Source organism: Terribacillus halophilus (assembly GCF_900101385.1).
GTDB classification, from domain to species: domain Bacteria; phylum Bacillota; class Bacilli; order Bacillales; family Amphibacillaceae; genus Terribacillus; species Terribacillus halophilus.
The window spans coordinates 101,574-119,300 of record NZ_FMZB01000001.1; the positions used below are offsets into that span (position 1 = coordinate 101,574).

A 17,727-nucleotide genomic window follows, 5' to 3' on the forward strand; every position below is an offset into this window, starting at 1 on the left:
GATAGATAATAGCAAAAACTGTTTTAATTCAGAAAATAAGGTCGGAGGAATCGATAGAATGTCTGATAACACGACAAATATTACACTGCTAGTCACTAGTGATGTGCATGGGAATATCTTTCCAACTACATACCGGGATCACGAACCAGCTCCCCAAGGCCTGGCACGGACTGCTGCTTTGATTAAAAGAATAAGAGAAGATAAGAAGCATGTCCTGCTCCTTGATAATGGAGATATGATACAAGGAACACCTTTGACCTATCATCATGCGAAATATCATTCTGACAGAGATAACCCGATGATCCGCTGTATGAATGAGCTCAAGTACGATGCAGCGGTGATAGGCAATCACGAGTTCAACTATGGCATGCCATACTTGCAATCAGCGATACAGCTTGCGAATTTTCCTTATCTTTGCGGTAATATCCTTGATGAGACAAAAAAGGAACCTGTTTTCGGAAATCCATATGTGATCAAGCGGATTGGGGATGTCAAACTGGCCATCATCGGTGTCACGACTCACTTCATACCGAATTGGGAGGATCCGCACCACATCGAAGGGCTTGCCTTTGAGCATGTGTTGGAATCGACGAGAAGATGGGTGAAGGAAGTTCGGGAGAAGGAGCAGCCGGATGTCCTGATCGTTGCTTATCATGGTGGATTCGAACGTGATTTAGAAACCGGCGAGCCGACGGAATCACTCAGCGGGGAAAACGTGGGATATGAAATTTGCCATTCAATAGAAGGAATCGATATTTTGGTTACGGGACATCAGCATCGAATCCTTGCAGAAAAAGTGAATGATGTCACCATTGTGCAGCCGGGATCGAATGGTGCATATCTGGGTGAGGTATCGATTGCTGTCGAACGACTATATAATAGTAGGAAGCGAGTTGCATCAGAGGCGAAACTGCATGAAATAACGAATGAAATCGTTCCTGATGAAACGATTCTGAACCTAGTTTCTTCCTATGAAGACGAAACACAGAAATGGCTGGATCAGCCGATCGGAAAAATAGATGGGGATATGATCATTCACGATGCATTTGAAACGAGGGTGAAGGAGACACCTTTTATCGAGTTCATTAATAAAGTACAGATGGATGCAGCCGGCGTGGCCATCTCCAGTACAGCATTGTTCCATAATGCCTCACCAGGATTTCCACAGGATATTACGATGAGGGATATCGTTTCTAATTATATCTATCCTAATACACTGAAAGTGATGGAGATTTCCGGTGCCGATATGAAGCAGGCATTGGAACTATCTGCGACTTATTTTTCATTGAGTGAAGATGGACAGCTCGAAGTGAGCCGCGCCTTCTTGGAACCGAAGCCGCAGCATTACAATTATGACATGTGGGAAGGAATCGAATATATATTGGATGTCAGTCGTGAGGTCGGGGACCGTGTGCAAGGATTGTCCATCAAAGGCAGCCCTGTCCTGGCAGATCAAATGTATCAGGTTGTAATGAATAATTACCGAGCCGCTGGCGGAGGAGATTATATCATGTTCAAAGGAAAACAGGTGGTCCGGGAAATTACAACAGACATGACAGAACTGATTGCCGATTACATCAGCAAGCGCAATGTAATAGAAGCAACTTGCAATCATAATTGGCGGGTGAGGAAGTAGGAAACAGGTGCAGCTGCACCTGTTTTTTTATTCAATTGGTAAATAAAAGGGTGTTGTTAGTCCGTTTTTGTAACATTTAACCCAAAAAAAGCGGAAAAACGACAATTTATTGAGGAAAAAAAGCCATTAAAAACAAAGTCAACAAGAAATTTCAGTTTATCAATTTACATTATGTGGAATAAAACGAGGTCTTTTATTACAGAAAAGCCCTCTGGAGCTTGGTTATCGTTAGTTTTATTACAGAGATATTACAATGTAACAACAATATTGCTATGCGCAGAGCCTGTAATATAACCTTAAACTTCTTGTAACCCATTCCCCTCACCCCATGTGTTAGCATAAGTCTTGTTAGAAATTTAAGGAGGTAAACGACGAATGAAAAAAACAGTCGTATCTTTAGCTACAGGACTAGTAATTGCGGGGGCATTCGGTACATCAGCATCGGCTGCTGAATATAATGTTCAAAAAGGGGATTCCCTTTGGAAAATCGCAGATAAATACGAAGTTAGTGTTAATCAGCTTAAAGAACTTAACCAACTTGATTCTGACCTAATCTTTCCTAATCAAAAATTGACTATAGATAAAGAAACAAACCAAGCAGACACATACACAGTACAAAAAGGCGATTCTCTTTATAAAATCGCAGGGAAGTTCAACGTATCGGTAGGCGAGCTGAAAGCATGGAACAGCTTGAACTCCGATTTGATTGTAATAGGTCAGCAACTGGCGGTGACTGGCGGCGCGGTAGCAGAAGCAGCACCAGTGAAGCAAGAAGCACCTAAGCAAGAAGCAGTTCAGCAAGAAACAACACAAGAAGAAGCACCTAAGCAAGAAGAAAAGCAGGAAGCACCTGCACAAACAGAACAAAAAGCAGAACCTGCTAAACAAGAAGCAGCTCCTGCCAAAGAAGAAGATACAGCCACTAGTACTAGCCAAGAAGCAACGAAAGAACTCACAGTTTCCGCAACTGCATATACTGGACAATGTGAAGGTTGCTCTGGTGTGACGGCTACTGGTATCGATTTGAATGCAAATCCAAATGCAAAAGTTATCGCTGTAGACCCAAATGTAATTCCTTTAGGATCCAAAGTATGGGTAGAAGGCTATGGTGAAGCAATTGCGGGCGATACTGGCGGTGCAATCAAAGGTAATAAAATCGATGTGCACGTACCAGACCAAGGCACTGCTTTGGACTGGGGCCGTAAATCTGTAACAGTAAAAGTTCTAGACTAATACGAATAGCTTAAACAGGTGGGGCAAATGGCGGTTTGCTCTGCCTGTTTTATTTATATTACAGTTTCCCCGCCTGGGTGCAGGATAAACGGGAGTCATTTTAAATTTACAGACGATTTACTTGTCTCATTTATGTCATGGATTTTTCCTTCACTGCGAAAAAGACCGATGATGCTGAAACTGATGATCAGCAAGACAAAAATGCCGATCAGCCATTTTTGCATATAATTTCCCCCTTAATATGTGTATACTAGTATCTTACAAACATTTTAAGTGTACATCTATGGAAATTTCTCATAATAATCATGGAAAAAGTATGAAAGAGGGAACAACATGAAGCTGTTCAATGACTTGAACTTACAAAATAAACGGCTTGAATTATTACATAAATTGGGTTTGAATGAACCGACCCCGGTACAGCAGCAGGCTATCCCGGAAATCCTGACAGGGAAAGATGTGATTGCCAAAGCACAAACTGGTACAGGCAAGACGCTTGCGTTCCTGCTTCCGATACTGGAGATGCTGGAGACTGATAATACAGGTATTCAAGCACTCATTCTCAGTCCGACGAGGGAGCTGGCCATCCAGATTTATGATGAATTGGCAAAGCTGATTCATCCTGAGGAAGAAGTCGGTACGCTCGCTGTATATGGTGGACAAGATATCATCAAGCAGCTTAAAAAATTGGAAGGGCGAGTGGATATCGTTGTCGCGACACCAGGTCGGCTCCTCGATCATATGCGCCGCGGCACGGTGGATCTCTCCCATGTCCGGACATTTGTCCTCGATGAGGCAGATCAGATGCTGCATATGGGTTTCTGGCATGACGTCAAGGACGTTGCGGCTGCTCTGCCTGATGCGAAACAGACACTGTTGTTCTCTGCGACCATGCCGAAGGAAATCCGTCAGCTGGCATCTTCCCAAATGCAGAAACCCAAGGAGATCACGATTCAATCAACAAATGTGACCTTGAAGGAAATCAAGCAGATCGTACTGGAGATGCCGGATCGTGAGAAGCGGAATACATTGAAGGTACTATTGCAGATGTACCGTCCATTTGCTGCGATCATTTTCTGCAGGACGAGAAGACGTGCGTCTGAGCTGCATGGTTACTTGCGCGGTCTTGGATTTGAATCGGATGAATTGCACGGCGATCTGTCACAGGCAAAACGTGAACGGGCGATGAAGAATTTTCGAGATTACAAGACGCAGTTTCTTGTTGCGACGGATGTTGCTGCCAGAGGATTGGATGTGGAAGGTGTGACCCATGTATTCAATTATGATCTGCCGGAAGACACCGAAAGCTATATCCACCGTATTGGCCGAACAGGAAGGGCTGGCAGTACGGGCTTGACTGTAGCCTTTGTGACACCTCGCGACCGACACCAAATCAAACAGATCGAAAAAGAGACGAAGCAGCGTCTGCCGCGGAAAGAGCTCGTTTTTGGTGAAAACGGAAAACCTGATTTACGGGATGCAGAATAAATATCCCTTGACAATTGAAAACAAGGGTACTACAATGAATGCAACATAACTGATACGTGAGCGAAGACGAAGAGTAGTAGCTTATGTGGTCACTTCAGAGAGCCGATGTTTGGTGAGAATCGGTGTGACACATAGGTGAATGGACTTCCGAGCATCATGGCTGAAATGACCAGTAGGCTGTGGCGGCAACTCCCCCGATAAGAGGAGCAAAGTGAGCTAGTTCGCTAGCTAACAAAGGTGGTACCACGGGTAATCTCGTCCTTTATTGGAGAGATTGCCTTTTTTTATACACTAAATCGTGGATGAAGAGGAGTACATGCTGCTAGATTTGCACAGAGAGCCGGGTGTGGTGGGATCCCGGCCAAATCGGCAGCATGGAATGGACTTCAGAGAGATTCCCTGAACAATAGTAGGGGAATCCGGTTTCCCCCGTTACCGGGATAGGATATCAGGCTTGTGCCTCGTATCCGAATGAGCGGAAAGTGAGAACTTTCAATAGAGGTGGCACCGCGGTGAAGAACCGTCCCCTATGCATATGAAGCAATTCATGTGCGTAGGGGACGGTTTTTTATTTTAAAAAAGAGGGAGCGAGAAAGATGATGGTTACAGAAAGCATGCGATATGAAAAGAAGCAATTGAACGGAGACACATTGACGCCAGTCGTGATTTACAAACGACTGACAGGAGAGAAGAAGTTTTTATTGGAGAGTTCGGTACACCATGCAGGAAAGGGACGCTATTCCATCATCGGTGCCAACCCTTACAAAGAACTGATTGGCAAGGGACGGGAAACGCTGGTCAAGGTAGCTGATCAGAAAGAAAAAGTTGCCCAAAAGCCGTTAGAAGTTTTGAAGGAGCAGATAAGCGGCATGCAGCTTCCGATTGATTTTCCTTTTTACGGCGGTGCGGTCGGATACATGGCATACGATTCTATCCGGCAATATGAAGCAATAGGTGATGTGCCGAAGGATCCGATCGGGATGCCGGAAATTCATTTCATGTTTTATGAAGATATGATCGTATACGACCATAAGCATCAGCAAATCACGCTGCTGGCAGTTGATAGCACAGGCAGCAGATCGGAAGAAATGCTTCGGTCAAGACTGGATGAGATGGAAAAAGAGATAACGACCTTCAAGGATATACCGGATGCCATGTTGGCGCCAGTACGATTCCAGCCTGAAACGGATCAAGCGACTTTCATGCAAATGGTGGAAGATGCCAAAGCATATATCAAAGCAGGAGATGTATTCCAAATTGTGTTGTCACAGCGACTGACTGCTGATTTCACAGGAGATGCTTTCAGTTTTTACCGGAAGCTGCGGGCGAGCAATCCTTCCCCGTATATGTTCTTCCTCGATTTCGACGATTATACGGTCCTTGGAGCTTCGCCTGAAAGCTTAATCAAAACAAGCGGCAATACAGTGACAGCTAATCCAATTGCAGGATCGAGACCACGTGGCAAGACGAGGACACAGGATGAACGGCTGACAGATGAGCTATTGGCAGATGAAAAGGAACTGGCAGAGCATCGGATGCTTGTCGACTTAAGCCGCAATGATCTGGGTCGGGTGTGTAAGGTGGGCACCGTTGAGCTGACGAAATATATGGCGGTGGAAAAGTACCAGCACATCATGCATATCGTTTCCGAAGTACAAGGAGAGCTGGCAGATGGCATGACTGGATTGGACGCACTGATAGCTGCTCTTCCAGCGGGCACAGTATCCGGCGCCCCGAAAATACGTGCAATGGAACTTATCAATCAATTTGAAAAGAAAAAACGCGGTCTCTACGCAGGGGCAGTGGGCTATATCAATATGAATGGCGATCTTGATCTGGCGCTTGCAATCCGGACGATGATCGTAAAGGACAAAAAAGCATATGTACAGACCGGAGCCGGGCTTGTATACGACTCCGATCCCGAAACGGAATATCACGAAACGCTGCACAAAGCGAAATCGTTAACGGAGGTTGGTTTACATGATTCTACTGATCGATAATTATGATTCTTTCACATATAACCTGTTTCAATATACAGCGGAACTTGGCGAAGAGGTTAAAGTGGTCCGCAATGATGCACTAACTATCAAGGATATCGAAGCGCTGGATCCAGAAGCGATCATCATCTCACCAGGACCTGGCAGACCCGAGGATTCAGGGATCTGTGTCAAGGCAATCCGACATTTTACTGGCAAGATTCCAATACTCGGCATCTGTCTTGGACACCAGGCAATCGGCACAGCCTTCGGAGCAGACATCATCCGGGCCGGGCAAATCATGCACGGCAAGACATCGACACTTCGTTATGAAGGAGCAACGAGCATCGAGCAGGTCATCGGGGACTTACCGATCATGAGATATCATTCTCTCGTCATTGATAGACATACTGTCCCGGATCAATTGGCAGTCACCGCTTATTCAGAGGGTGACGAGGAAATCATGGCTGTGGAGCATATTCATTATCCGGTATATGGTTTGCAGTTTCATCCGGAGTCGATCGGTACCGAAGCTGGTAAAGAAATCGTGAAGCATTTTATCCAACTCATGAAAGAAGGGGAAAGTAATGGAACCGTTATTGGCTAAGCTGACAAACACAAAGGTTTTGACGTATGCAGAAGCATTGCAAGCATCACGTGAATTGCTGGACGGCACCATGCCGGATGCTGTCGCAGGAGCCTTCCTTTCCATGCTGCAAACACGTGGGGAAACAGCCGATGAAGTAGCCGGCATGGTGGAGGCAATCCGGGAAAAAGCACAAATCATCCCTCTTCAAGCTGCCAATGTGATGGATAACTGTGGTACAGGGGGCGATGGATCGCAAAGCTTCAATATCAGTACGACAGCTGCCTTTGTCATTGCTGGAGCTGGCGTTACCATTGCCAAGCACGGCAATCGCAGTGTTTCCAGCAGAACCGGCAGTGCAGATGTACTGGAGAAGCTGGGTATCCCATTGTATTTGCCAGCTGAAGAGATGACACATCTGCTTGAAGAGAATGGCATTGCCTTTCTTTTCGCACCTCATGTACATCCAGGTTTGAAGCAGGTGATGCAGCTTCGCAAAGTGCTGCGCATACCGACGATTTTCAATTTGATCGGACCTTTGACCAACCCAGTGCAACTTGATTCACAGCTGCTCGGTATTTACCGTCGCGACATGCTGGTGATGATGGCAGAAGCTCTTCATAAGCTTGGGCGCAAGCGGGCAATCGTCATCAACGGCGCAGGCTACATGGATGAAGCATCACTGGCTGGAGAGAATCATCTCGTTTTGCTTGAGGATGGCAAGCAGACAGCCTTCACACTCCACCCGGAAGAAGTCGGTTTGCCGGTATATCCGCTGGAAGCAATCAAGGGCGGTGATGCGGCTGAGAATGCAGACATTTTGCTGCGTGTATTGAACGGGGAGCCTGGTGTCCATAGGGATACTGTCATATTGAATGCTGGTCTTGGCATATTTGCCAATGGCAAAGCACCCTCCATCCAGGAAGGAATCCAGCTTGCCAAGGAAAGTATCGATAGTGGTGCGGCGAGACAGAAGCTACAATATCTGATGGATTATAAAAAGGAAGTGACTCCATGACATTCTTGGCAAGGATACTCGAAGAAAAACGGACAGAAATCAAAACATTAAAGCAAACGTATCGTTCGACAGCAGTACAGCGGAAGCCAATTTCCTTATATGGACGATTCCAGGAGCAGAAGCAGCTTCAGATCATTGCAGAAATCAAACGGGCTTCGCCCTCAAAAGGTATGATCAATCCGGATGTGATACCGGCGGAACAGGCAGAAATCTATGAAACAGCAGGTGCCGGGGCCATTTCCGTCTTGACTGATACACCGTTCTTCAAAGGTACGATGGATGACTTGGCAGCTGTCCGGGAAGCCGTCGAGCTCCCGATTTTGAATAAGGATTTTATCCTTGATGAAATTCAGATAGACAGGGCAGCGGATTATGGAGCCGATGTGATCCTGCTCATCGTCGCAGCTCTGGAAAAGGAACGGCTGCAAGCTCTTTATCAGTATGCGAAATCGAAAGAGCTGGATGTGCTGGTAGAGGTGCATGATGAAGAAGAACTGGCACAAGCACAAGAACTTGGGGCAAATATTATCGGCATCAATAACCGGAACTTGAAAACCTTCGAAGTTGACTTAGGTGTGACAGAGCGATTGATAGAAAAAATCGATACCTCAGCTACACTTGTCATCAGCGAAAGCGGCATGGCTGTTCCAGAAGATGCTGCCCGTGTTGCAAAAGCAGGTGCAAAGGGCATCCTTGTCGGGGAAACGCTCATGCGTGCTTCTGAAGTATCCTCCGTATTGAAATCACTCCAAGTTCCTGTAGGAGCAAAGCCATTATGATCGTAAAAATATGCGGGATCCAGTCAGTTGAGGCTGGGAAAGAGGCAGTGGAAGCAGGGGCTGACATGATCGGCTTCGTCTTTGCCGACAGCAGACGGAGAGTGTCACCTGAGCTAGCTGCCAGCATCAGCCGGGAGCTGCCGGCAAAAGTAAAAACAGTAGGGGTGTTCGTCAACGAACCAATCGAAAGTTTGCGGGATATTGCCGAAACTGCGGGGCTGGATTATATCCAGCTGCATGGAGATGAAACACCAGCTTACGTCAAATCCATCAGTAAGCCGGTCATAAAGGCCTTTTCGATTGCGTCAGAGGGGGATTTGAAGCAGCTGGAGGCATATTCTTGTGATTATTATTTGCTGGATAGTCCGGCAGAAGCATATCGCGGAGGTAACGGCACGACATTCGACTGGTCGCTGGCAAGCTCCAATTCAGTACCGAGGGAAAAACTTTTCCTTGCAGGTGGTTTGCATGCCGGTAATGTGCAGCGGGCCATTCAGGAAGTGCGCCCTGGGGGAGTCGACGTCAGCAGCGGCGTGGAAACAGACAGACAAAAGGATCCGGTTAAAATCCAGCAATTTATTACAGCGACTAAGAAAGGGAAGTGAAAAATATGGCTTTATATCCAACAGAAACGGGGCTTTATGGCAGCTTTGGCGGCCGTTTTGTACCTGAAACATTGATGCCAGCCATCTTGGAGCTAGAGCAGGCTTTCAAAGAAGCAAAAGAAGATCCAGCCTTCCAGGAAGAGATGGCATATTATTTGAAGCAATATATCGGACGAGAGACACCGCTTTATCATGCAGAACGATTATCGGCAACTCTGGGCGGACCGAAGATCTATTTGAAACGGGAAGACCTCAACCATACGGGTGCCCATAAAATCAACAATACAATCGGCCAGGCACTGCTGACACAGCGGATGGGCAAGAAAAAGGTCGTTGCGGAAACAGGTGCCGGACAGCATGGTGTGGCCACCGCGACAGTCAGTGCTTTGCTTGGATTGGAATGCATCATCTTCATGGGGAAGGAAGACGTCAGACGGCAGGCTTTGAATGTTTACCGAATGGAACTGCTTGGAGCACAGGTCGTATCCGTCGATCAAGGTAACGGTACACTGAAAGATGCTGTAAATGAAGCGATGCGTTACTGGACAGCGAACGTCGAAGATACCCATTATATCTTCGGCACGGCAGCTGGTCCGCACCCATTTCCTCAAATCGTCCGGGACTTTCAGCGCGTCATCGGGGATGAAACGCGCAAGCAAATCATCGAAACCGAAGGAAAGCTTCCGGAAGCGATTGTTGCCTGCGTCGGCGGCGGAAGTAATGCAATCGGCATGTTCTATCCATTCGTGGAAGATCAAGAAGTGAAAATGTATGGTGTGGAAGCCGGCGGGAAAGGGTTACCGACAGGAGAGCATGCGGCTTCCCTTACCGAAGGAAAAGCAGGCATCTTGCATGGTTCATTATCCTATCTGCTGCAAAATGGCGACGGCCAAGTGCAGGAGGCCCATTCGATTTCTGCCGGGTTGGATTATCCAGGTGTCGGACCGGAGCACAGTTATTTGAAAGATGCTGGGCGCGTCACATATGATGCAGTCACCGACGAAGAAGCTTTGGAGGCAGTACGGCTTCTTTCCAGGACAGAAGGCATCATCCCAGCATTAGAAAGCGCGCATGCCGTGGCATACTGCAAAAAACTTGCACCGATGATGGGAACAGAAGATGTGCTGGTTGTCTGCTTGTCCGGACGCGGTGATAAAGATATGAATACAATCAGGGAAGCACATGAAACTGGAGGAGATTTCAATGACTAAAGCGAAGCTGGATACCGCATTTCAAACGGTGGCAGATGCTGGAGAAAAAGCGTTCGTACCTTATATCATGGCTGGTGATGGCGGCTTGTCCGGCCTGAATGAACGCATTCGTTTCCTCGCTGACTGCGGCGCAACAGCAATCGAACTGGGACTGCCGTTTTCGGATCCAGTCGCTGATGGCCCGACGATCCAGGCAGCAGGCATCCGTGCACTGGAAGCTGGTACAACTGTCCAAACCGTTTTGGATGAGGTGGCAAAGGAAAAAGCCAGCCGTACCGTGCCGCTTGTTATCATGACTTACTTGAATCCTGTTTTTGCTTATGGGGTGGAAGCTTTTGCATCCGCTTGTGCTGAAGCAGGCATATCCGGTCTCATCCTGCCTGACTTGCCGCTCGAGGAAGAAGGAATGGTAACAGAGGCACTGAAGAAGCAGGACATCGCATTGATTCGTTTGGTTGCATTGACGAGCACTCCTGCAAGGATCCAGGCACTTGCAGAGCGCGCGGAAGGATTCCTTTACGCAGTAACAGTGGCAGGAACGACAGGAGAAAGAGCAAGCTTCGTCGATCAGCTAGGCACACACCTGAAGGCATTGACAGAAGTCAGCAAGGCGCCTGTACTGGCCGGCTTTGGCGTCTCCACGCCAGAACATGTAAGAGAACTGAGCCAGTACTGTGACGGAGTGGTAGTAGGAAGCAAGATCGTCGATGCCTTGCATCAAGGAAACAGACAGCAAGTGAAAGATTTGATTGCTTCCAGGAAATAAGCGAGGTGACTGGAATCAGGGAGTGGAGAAAAGGATGTTTTCTCTGCTCTTTTTTATTTTGGAAGGGTTGGTTTGATTCAGTGAAACATTTTCCAGCATCCATCCGTATATGTATTGAATAAGAAAGGAAGGATGGTGCGGATGCTTGAATTGAAAGATGTGACCAAAAGGTTCGGCAGCCATACTGCTGTAGATCAGCTGACATTATCGATACCAGAGGGAGAAATATTTGGATTCCTAGGAGCTAATGGTGCCGGGAAAACAACTACTTTCCGTATGATTCTTAATCTACTGGAGAATACGGAAGGAGAAATATTCTGGCAAGGTAAAAAGATTACATATGATCAAAGCAATGAAATAGGCTATCTCCCAGAAGAACGCGGACTTTATCCAAAGCTAACCGTGAAGGATCAGCTCGTATACCTGGCCAAACTTAGGGGCATGGCAAAGGCAGACAGTGTCAAGGCGCTTAAAAGATGGCTGGAGCGGTTCAACATCACAGAATATGAAAACAAAAAAGTGGAAGAGCTGTCCAAAGGGAATCAGCAGAAAATACAATTCATATCCGCTGTATTACACAATCCCCGTCTGCTGATACTGGATGAACCGTTCTCGGGATTGGACCCAGTTAATGTGGAAATGCTGAAGCAAGCAGTCATCGAGTTAAAACAAGCGGGAACCTCAATCATATTTTCTTCTCACCGTATGGAGCACGTAGAAGAGCTATGCCGTTTCCTTTGCATCATGAAACATGGAAGCCCCGTTGTGGAAGGTGATTTGGTAGAAATAAAGCGTTCTTTCCGCAAAAAGAACATTATCATCGCAGCGGATTATGACTTAACCTTCTTAAAAGAAACTGCCGGCGTTGTAAAGTATCAGGAAACACAGCAGGGCTGCAAACTTCAAATTGCTTCTTCGGAAGATGCAGAGACCGTTTGGCGCCAGCTGACCGAGAAGGGATTTGTCCGTAAATTCGAAGTAGAAGAACCTACTTTGAACGATATTTTCATCGAAAAGGCAGGTGAGTCTTATGCGTAAGTTTTGGATTGTATTTTTGCATACGTACCTTTCCCGTGTAAAAACAAAAGGCTATATCATATCAAGCGCAATCTTTTTACTTATCATTTGTGGAATTTTCTACGTGCCCGATATTATCGAGCGCTTTTCCGGTGACAGCGAAGATCCGGTGGTGGCGGTGATTGATGAGACTGAAAATCAGCAGCTTTACGAAGCATTGAGCACCAGTGCCGATGGATATCAACCGATGCTGTTTGACGGCAATGAAGAAGAAGCAAAGCAGGCGGTCGAAAATGAAGAATATGAGGGTTTGCTCGTCTTGAGCCAGTCGGAGCAAAACCTGCCGCAGGCCGTCTTTTACGGTATGCAGCTGATGAATAGTACCAGCGATGATATTGAAGCACAGCTGCAGCAAATCAAAGTTGCCCAGGCTGCCACGCAGGCTGGAGTGGATGAAGCCACCATACAGGAAATTTATACGCCGGTTTCTTTCGAGCGGGAAGCGCTTGATAAGGAAGCAAAAACAGAAGAAGAACTGGCAGGATCATACGGCCTTGTCTATATTTTAGTCTTTGCGCTTTATATGAGTGTCATTGTTTACGGTATGATGATCGCAACGGATATCACCAATGAAAAATCATCTAGAGTGATGGAGATTTTAATTTCCAGTTCCTCTCCGGTCGGTCAAATGTTCGCTAAAATTCTTGCAATTGGAATGATGGGACTTACGCAAGTTGCGTTAATTACAGTTGCAGTGTATACCATGATTCAAATCCGCGGTGAAGAACTGGGTGGAGGCTTCATCGATTTCATTGGAATAGCCAATGCTTCACCAGTCACGTTGACTTTTGCGCTGATCTTCTTTATTTTAGGCTACTTCCTATACGCAACCATATGTGCTGGGCTTGGTTCGGTGGTAAGCAGGATGGAAGATGTCCAGCAGCTTGTCAGTCCGGTTATCTTCTTGGTGATGGGGGCTTTCTTCCTTTCCATATACGGACTTAGTTCACCCGATTCGCCTATCATTGTCGTTGCATCGTACATTCCATTCTTTACACCGATGATCATGTTCCTGCGAATCGGAATGCTGGGAGTGCCGGCTTGGGAAATAGCTCTGTCGATTGCAATCCTTGTAGCAGCAATCTTGCTCATTGCCTGGGTTGCAGCCAAGGTTTATCGCGGCGGTGTCCTGATGTATGGAAAAGGCGGTTCATTCAAACAGCTGAAGGAAGCGTTGAAATTATCGGGTAATATAAAAAAATAAAAGGTGATCACGATATTAAAAAGGCTGTCGAGACTTTCTCGACAGCCTTTTTGGTTCATTCTCCGTGATTTTTCAACCATTGGGGAAACTTGCCATGAAACACCGAAAATATAATTTTATTTGACCATATAAGATAGGTCACACATTTCCGGTAAATCGTTGGAAACAGTGATCCCTGCTAGTTCACCTCATTCCGTGATTTTGTAATCTGCTGTTCATTGTCTGTTCATATAAAACTTATAGACTATAAAGGTAATCAATGAACTGGAGGAATGATCATGAATCTAGCCTGGAAGGAAATGAAAAAGAGTAAGCTGCGATTTTCTATTCTAGCATCCATTGTGTTTTTGATCAGTTTGCTTACTTTTATCATAGCGGGACTGGCAAACGGGTTAGCTGACGATAATGCATCCCTTATTAAAAAACTGCCAGACGGTACATTCTATTTAGCGGATGATGCAGACCAAACGTATAATCTATCTGCTATAGACAAACGGAAGGAGAACGATATACTTGCGGAAACAGGCGATGCGGCCGCCTTTTCCGTCCAAATGGGCTTTGTTTTTGACAAGGATGAGAAACAGCAAAGTGTGGCATTTGTCACGTCTACGAATTCCGATTACTTTGAACAGGTAGACCCAGGAGAAGTGGTACTTGACGTTTCTTTAAAAGAAGAGGGAGTCGAAATCGGTGATGAACTGACGAATCAATTCAATGAGAAGCTGACCGTGGCCGGATTTGCAGACCATCAAAAATTCAGTCATGCTCCAGTGGCTTTCCTGAATAAAGCGGACTACCAGGCAATCTATGGTACGGACAAACAGCAGATGATTTTGGTGCCGGATGAAGATGCTAAAGATATTGCCGGTTTGGATGCTGTATCCAAAGATGAATTGCTTCAAAGTCTTGCCAGCTACAAGGCCGAGCAGATGACATTGGATATGATCGTATGGTTTCTCATCATCATAAGCGGGATGCTGTTTGCCATCTTCTTTTATATGATGAATGTCCAGAAAATCGGGATGTATGGCATTTTAAAAGCAATGGGACTAAAAACAGCAGTCTTGCTGCGGATGATTTGGACCGAAATGCTGCTGCTCTCTGGATCGGCGATCATTTTGGCGGCAGCGTGCGCCATGATATTCGGAACGGCTGCACCTGATGGAATGCCATTTGCATTAGATTCTATCATGCTCATATGGCTTGCCCTCATTTTTCTAGTGGTTGGTTTTATCGGTTCAACTGTATCTGCTATACAGATTAAAAAGGTGGAGCCTCTGCAAGCCATTCAACAAGGAGACGTTTAATATGGAACTATTGGAAACGATAAACCTACAGAAAACAGTCCAAAATGGAGATACACAGGAAAACATCCTAAAAGGGATCCAGCTATCATTTCAGAAGGGAAAAATCACTGCTTTAATAGGAGCATCAGGTTCGGGAAAGAGTACCTTCCTCACCATCCTTGCAGGATTGCAGTCCGTCAGCAGCGGCGAGGTGCTGTTGGAAGGGAACTCGCTGGTTGCTATGAGTGCAGAACAGCTTCGCAAGCTAAGAGCCAAGGAATTTGGGTATGTGTTTCAGTATGCGCATCTGGTGCCATTTCTGACAGTGGAAGAACAGCTGCATCTCATGCTGGATATTGCAGCATCTCCATTATCGAAGCAGGAAAGGAAACAAGAAGTGCATGATGTCTTGGGGATGATAGATATGTTGCATCGCCAGCATGCATATCCTTCAATATTGTCGGGAGGGGAAAAACAACGTGTTGCGATTGCGAGGGCTGTCATCCATAAGCCGAAACTTTTGTTTGCCGATGAGCCTACAGCAAGCTTGGATTCCAAGCGTTCCATGGATATAATGGAATTGATCTTGAAATTGACGAAAAAAAATGACATAACCACATTGATGGTCACGCACGATGAGGATATGCTAAGATATGCGGATCGTGTGATCAAAATGAATGATGGAAAGATCACAGAGGATCGGACGGTATAACTTCCCGGCGACTTAGTGCAATTGCTTTTAGCAGAAGTTTACGAAACAAACAGGAGCTTGCTATATGATAAAAATCTTAGTCGTAGATGATGACCTGTTAACCCGGCAGTTCATTCAACTGCTGCTGACAGAAGAAGGGTACGCTGTTTCTGTCGCGGAGGACGGTATGGCTGCGTGGCGGGTGCTGCAGCAGGATATTTTTAATCTGGTTGTAGTGGATGTCATGATGCCTTTTTTGGATGGATTCACATTGACTGCAAAAATCAAACAGGAAATGGATATCCCTGTCATCGTCTTGACTGCCAAGGGGCAAATGGAAGACAAAGAGCAAGGTTTTCTAGCTGGAACGGATGATTACCTAGTCAAGCCATTTGAGGGCAAGGAATTGATTTTCCGTATCAAAGCCCTTCTCCGTCGCTATTTCAGGTCGACAGAAGAGGAGAGTATCCAGGTCGGCAGCACTATTGTGAACAAGAAAAGCTATGAAGTACGGGTGGGAAGACGCACATTCCTATTGCCTTTGAAGGAATTCGAGCTGCTGTATTTCCTGCTCTCCCATCCAGAGCAGGCCTTTACACGTCAGCAATTGATCGATAGTGTCTGGGGGATGGAATTCCAAGGGGATGACCGGACAGTCGATGTCCATATCAAACGTCTTCGGGACCGTTTTGCCGAACTGTCAAAAGACTTTTCGATAAAGACGATACGCGGTGTTGGCTATGCGGCGGAGATGAGGTGATGACAATGAAGTCCCTTTATGTAAAATTTGTTGTCGTTACGATAGGAATCATGCTATTCAGCAGTGTGTTAGCCTTTGCCCTTTCCAATGTTTATTACCAGCATAGTTTAAAACCGAAAAATGATGCCAAAATTACAAGTATCGCAGAAAACATCAGCTCTTTTGCAGCGTCACACCCCGAAATTGCATTAGATGATTATTTGGAACAAACCTCTGCCACGGGGTATCAAATTTTCCTTCTGGATGAAGAAGGAAAGGAAACCTTCTTCGGGTCAGCGTATCGGGAAACTGACCTTTCCGATACGGTCAAAGACAGTGTCATAGGAGGAAAGACGTATCATGGAATACGCCATTTCCCGAGCAAGCTATTCGTTACCGGCTTCTTTGCAAATGAACTGACCAATACCATTGGAGTGCCATTCGAGCATAATGGCGAAAGATATGCGATGTTCATCCGTCCAGATATTAAACTGCTTTTCAATGAAATGCATTTTTTGTTTGCATGGATGCTGGCTTTGACGATTATCTTTAGTATGGTACTTGTTATATTCAGTACGAAACATCTCATCGATCCAATCAGGAAACTGAAAGAGGCGACAACGGTAGTGGCGCAAGGAGATTATGAGGTAAGGCTAGATACGTCCCGAAATGACGAACTAGGTGACTTGGCAAAGAGTTTTTCGGAGATGGCGTTTCGTTTATCCCGTACAGATGAGCAGCGAAAGGAATTCATTGCTAATGTCTCACATGATATTCAATCTCCGCTTGCCAATATAAAAGGTTATAGCAACCTGCTGGCGAACCCATCCCTGTCCACGGAAGAGAGACAGCAGCATAGTGCGGTGATCAGTCAGGAGATCAGCAGGCTGTCAACTTTGACGAAACAACTATTGCTGCTGACGGCTTTGGACCAGGGTAAAAGTGTACTCAATAAAAAAACATTTGCTTTGGAAGAGCAGATTAAACAAGTGATCCGAAGCGCACAATGGGCCATTCAGGAAAAGAGAATTATGCTTAGCTACGACCTGGAGAATGTGCAGATTCACGCAGATCCATCATTCCTATATAACATCTGGGATAATTTGCTCTCCAATGCGATTAAATATAACCGTATGGATGGAAGTATCGAATTTGAGTTGAGGCAAATAAGGGAATATGCCCAGGTACGTATAAAAGATTCTGGTATAGGAATGACAGAAGGAGAGGCGGGGCGTATTTTCGATAGATTTTACCGGGCAGACTCTTCCAGGTCGCGGACAATTGCCGGAACAGGACTTGGAATGTCGATTGTGGCTAGTACAGCTGCCTTGCATGAAGGGAAGGTTTGGGTGGAACAAACCTCGGTGAACGGAACTTCCATCGTTGTGGAACTGCCAATATATAAATAGAAAAGACACTGCCATGCTGCATGACA

General features: G+C 46.0%; 17 protein-coding genes and 2 other annotated features. Of the genes, 16 read left to right on the forward strand and 1 reads right to left on the reverse strand.

Annotated elements, in window-relative coordinates; all coding sequences use genetic code 11:
• Window positions 1-58: 58 nt before the first annotated feature.
• Window positions 59-1,636: a bifunctional metallophosphatase/5'-nucleotidase gene (locus tag BLQ53_RS00505; RefSeq protein ID WP_093724925.1), complete on the forward strand. Its 1,578-nt coding sequence runs from the start codon at window positions 59-61 to the stop codon at window positions 1,634-1,636.
• A gap of 375 nt (window positions 1,637-2,011) precedes the next feature.
• Window positions 2,012-2,869, forward strand: a complete 858-nt coding sequence (locus tag BLQ53_RS00510; protein ID WP_093724927.1) for a LysM peptidoglycan-binding and 3D domain-containing protein — start codon at window positions 2,012-2,014, stop codon at window positions 2,867-2,869.
• Between the two features lie 95 nt (window positions 2,870-2,964).
• Here BLQ53_RS00510 and BLQ53_RS19265 read toward each other — a convergent pair whose 3' ends face one another.
• Entirely contained in the window at window positions 2,965-3,093 is a 129-nt protein-coding gene (locus tag BLQ53_RS19265) for a hypothetical protein (protein ID WP_280137049.1), read from the reverse strand.
• A gap of 109 nt (window positions 3,094-3,202) precedes the next feature.
• Between BLQ53_RS19265 and BLQ53_RS00515 the strand changes: the two genes are divergently transcribed.
• The 14 genes from BLQ53_RS00515 to BLQ53_RS00580 all read left to right on the forward strand — a co-directional run bounded on the left by BLQ53_RS00515 (window position 3,203) and on the right by BLQ53_RS00580 (window position 17,701).
• Window positions 3,203-4,354 carry a DEAD/DEAH box helicase gene (locus BLQ53_RS00515; protein WP_093724929.1) on the forward strand — a complete coding sequence of 384 codons (1,152 nt, stop codon included), beginning with the start codon at window positions 3,203-3,205 and terminating at the stop codon, window positions 4,352-4,354.
• A gap of 54 nt (window positions 4,355-4,408) precedes the next feature.
• Window positions 4,409-4,620: a binding site (T-box leader), on the forward strand.
• 24 nt (window positions 4,621-4,644) lie between these two features.
• Window positions 4,645-4,885: a binding site (T-box leader), on the forward strand.
• A 65-nt stretch (window positions 4,886-4,950) separates the two neighbouring features.
• On the forward strand, window positions 4,951-6,354 hold the full coding sequence (gene trpE, locus BLQ53_RS00520) for an anthranilate synthase component I (RefSeq protein WP_244499193.1): 1,404 nt from the start codon (window positions 4,951-4,953) through the stop codon (window positions 6,352-6,354).
• Window positions 6,335-6,937: an anthranilate synthase component II gene (locus BLQ53_RS00525; RefSeq protein ID WP_093724931.1), complete on the forward strand. Its 603-nt coding sequence runs from the start codon at window positions 6,335-6,337 to the stop codon at window positions 6,935-6,937. The genes trpE and BLQ53_RS00525 overlap by 20 nt, the downstream gene beginning before the upstream one ends.
• Entirely contained in the window at window positions 6,918-7,934 is a 1,017-nt protein-coding gene (gene trpD / locus BLQ53_RS00530; RefSeq protein WP_093724933.1) for an anthranilate phosphoribosyltransferase, read from the forward strand. The genes BLQ53_RS00525 and trpD overlap by 20 nt, the downstream gene beginning before the upstream one ends.
• Complete coding sequence (gene trpC / locus BLQ53_RS00535) at window positions 7,931-8,713, forward strand: indole-3-glycerol phosphate synthase TrpC (RefSeq protein ID WP_093724935.1); 783 nt, start codon at window positions 7,931-7,933, stop codon at window positions 8,711-8,713. The genes trpD and trpC overlap by 4 nt, the downstream gene beginning before the upstream one ends.
• Window positions 8,710-9,318: a phosphoribosylanthranilate isomerase gene (locus tag BLQ53_RS00540; RefSeq protein ID WP_093724937.1), complete on the forward strand. Its 609-nt coding sequence runs from the start codon at window positions 8,710-8,712 to the stop codon at window positions 9,316-9,318. Before trpC ends, BLQ53_RS00540 begins: the two co-directional genes overlap by 4 nt.
• Window positions 9,319-9,323: 5 nt before the next feature.
• The gene (trpB, locus tag BLQ53_RS00545; protein ID WP_093724939.1) at window positions 9,324-10,529 is read left to right on the forward strand and encodes a tryptophan synthase subunit beta; all 1,206 of its coding nucleotides are present in this window, start codon (window positions 9,324-9,326) and stop codon (window positions 10,527-10,529) included.
• Window positions 10,522-11,295: a tryptophan synthase subunit alpha gene (trpA, locus tag BLQ53_RS00550; RefSeq protein WP_093724941.1), complete on the forward strand. Its 774-nt coding sequence runs from the start codon at window positions 10,522-10,524 to the stop codon at window positions 11,293-11,295. Before trpB ends, trpA begins: the two co-directional genes overlap by 8 nt.
• Before the next feature lie 141 nt (window positions 11,296-11,436).
• On the forward strand, window positions 11,437-12,333 hold the full coding sequence (locus tag BLQ53_RS00555) for an ABC transporter ATP-binding protein (RefSeq protein WP_093724943.1): 897 nt from the start codon (window positions 11,437-11,439) through the stop codon (window positions 12,331-12,333).
• Window positions 12,326-13,576, forward strand: a complete 1,251-nt coding sequence (locus BLQ53_RS00560; protein WP_093724945.1) for an ABC transporter permease — start codon at window positions 12,326-12,328, stop codon at window positions 13,574-13,576. The genes BLQ53_RS00555 and BLQ53_RS00560 overlap by 8 nt, the downstream gene beginning before the upstream one ends.
• 278 nt (window positions 13,577-13,854) lie before the next feature.
• Window positions 13,855-14,883 carry an ABC transporter permease gene (locus tag BLQ53_RS00565; RefSeq protein ID WP_093724947.1) on the forward strand — a complete coding sequence of 343 codons (1,029 nt, stop codon included), beginning with the start codon at window positions 13,855-13,857 and terminating at the stop codon, window positions 14,881-14,883.
• Between the two features lies 1 nt (window position 14,884).
• Complete coding sequence (locus BLQ53_RS00570) at window positions 14,885-15,574, forward strand: ABC transporter ATP-binding protein (RefSeq protein ID WP_093724949.1); 690 nt, start codon at window positions 14,885-14,887, stop codon at window positions 15,572-15,574.
• Between the two features lie 64 nt (window positions 15,575-15,638).
• Window positions 15,639-16,313, forward strand: a complete 675-nt coding sequence (locus BLQ53_RS00575; protein WP_093724951.1) for a response regulator transcription factor — start codon at window positions 15,639-15,641, stop codon at window positions 16,311-16,313.
• Window positions 16,313-17,701: a sensor histidine kinase gene (locus tag BLQ53_RS00580; protein ID WP_342005037.1), complete on the forward strand. Its 1,389-nt coding sequence runs from the start codon at window positions 16,313-16,315 to the stop codon at window positions 17,699-17,701. Before BLQ53_RS00575 ends, BLQ53_RS00580 begins: the two co-directional genes overlap by 1 nt.
• The last annotated feature ends 26 nt before the right edge of the window (window positions 17,702-17,727 follow it).